This window comes from Rhodococcus sp. ARC_M12 (genome assembly GCF_022810385.1).
GTDB lineage: Bacteria > Actinomycetota > Actinomycetes > Mycobacteriales > Mycobacteriaceae > Rhodococcoides > Rhodococcoides navarretei.
The window spans coordinates 1-1,293 of sequence record NZ_JALGQI010000049.1 but is presented as its reverse complement, the minus strand read 5'-3'; the positions used below and the strand labels follow the sequence as shown (position 1 = coordinate 1,293).

2 protein-coding genes are annotated in these 1,293 nt (G+C 61.6%); both read right to left on the bottom strand.

Going from position 1 to position 1,293, the window contains the following annotated elements; translation table 11 throughout:
- Positions 1–30: 30 nt before the first annotated feature.
- Complete coding sequence (locus MTX35_RS25275) at positions 31–906, bottom strand: IS3 family transposase (protein WP_241257671.1); 876 nt, start codon at positions 904–906, stop codon at positions 31–33.
- 14 nt (positions 907–920) lie between these two features.
- Entirely contained in the window at positions 921–1,226 is a 306-nt protein-coding gene (locus tag MTX35_RS25270; RefSeq protein WP_065181100.1) for a transposase, read from the bottom strand.
- Positions 1,227–1,293: the final 67 nt, after the last annotated feature.

Below are 1,293 nucleotides of genomic sequence, written 5' to 3'. Positions count from 1 at the left end.
TTGAGGTTCACCCCGAAAAGTGGACAGTGGCTACGCGGCCATAATCGGCGCGTTCAGTGACTGTTCGTAATTGTGGGGGCTGAGCATTCCGATCGTGGAGTGCCTACGTCGAGTGTTGTAGAAGTTCATCCAGTTGTCAACTGCAGCAACCAATTCGGTCCTGTACGCGAACGTATGTCGGTAGTAGTACTCGTGCTTGAACGTCGACCATAAACTCTCCGCGCCGGCGTTGTCCCAGCATATGCCGGTCGCGCCCATCGAGCGCCGCAACCCGTACCGTTCGCATGCCTGCTTCATGATCTCGGCGGTGTATTGACTTCCCCTGTCCGAGTGAAGGATTGTGCCCGCGACGTCGCCGCCACGTCCGGCAACTGCCATGTCCAGAGCGTCGAGGACGAGCTCGGTGCGCATGTGATCGGCGACGGCCCACCCGAGGACCTTTTTCGAGTGCTCGTCCTTGATGGCGCACAGGTACATATCGCCCTCGCCGCAGGTCAGGTACGTGATGTCCGAGGTCCACACCGCATCGACGTGCCCCTGATCGAACCGGCGCTGCACCAGATCCTCGGGGAACGAGGCCAACGGGTCGACCACGGTGGTGCGGATCTTGAACGTACGTGGGCTGATCCCCACGACGCCGAGGGAGCGCATGATCGTGGCGACGGTCTTCTCGGTGATCACCTCGCCTCGATCGTGAAGTTCGGCGGTGATGCGCGGTGCTCCGTAGACGCCTTTCGACTCCTGGTGGATCGCGAGGATCTTGATCTCCAGATCGGCTCTACGTTGCTGCCGCTGCGCCAATCTGGTTGTCACACTGCGTCCTTGGTGTTTGTAGAAACCGGATGTCGACACTTCGAGCAGGCGTGCCATCCGGTGGACTGCGGAGTTCGCGTACTCCGCGGCCATCAACGTGTAGAGCTCTACTTTTGTTGATTGGCTGCGAAGTACGCGGACGCTTTTTTCAGGAACGCGATGTCTTTCTCCTGCTCGGAGACCTGCCGGCGTAACCGGGCCAGCTCGGTGCGTTCGGCGGCCGTGAGCGGCTGGTCACCGGATGCTGCGGCGGCTTCGATCCGGCGGCGTTCGTCGGCGACCCAGCGGCCGAGCAGTCCTTCGTTGATGCCCAGTTCGCGGGCGACCTCGGCGATGGTGCGGCCGGAATCGATCACCCTACGGGCGGCCTCGACCTTGTATTCGGTCGTGAACGACCTGCGTTTGCGGGACATGCGGACATCCTTCCAGCGGAACCATCGGTCCCGCTATCTCGGTGTCCACCATCCGGGGTGAACCTCA

Coding starts and splice junctions, on each gene's coding strand:
- MTX35_RS25275 (WP_241257671.1), bottom strand. CDS start 906: ATGGCCGCGGAGTACGCGAACTCCGCAGTCCACCGGATGGCACGCCTG.
- MTX35_RS25270 (WP_065181100.1), bottom strand. CDS start 1,226: ATGTCCCGCAAACGCAGGTCGTTCACGACCGAATACAAGGTCGAGGCC.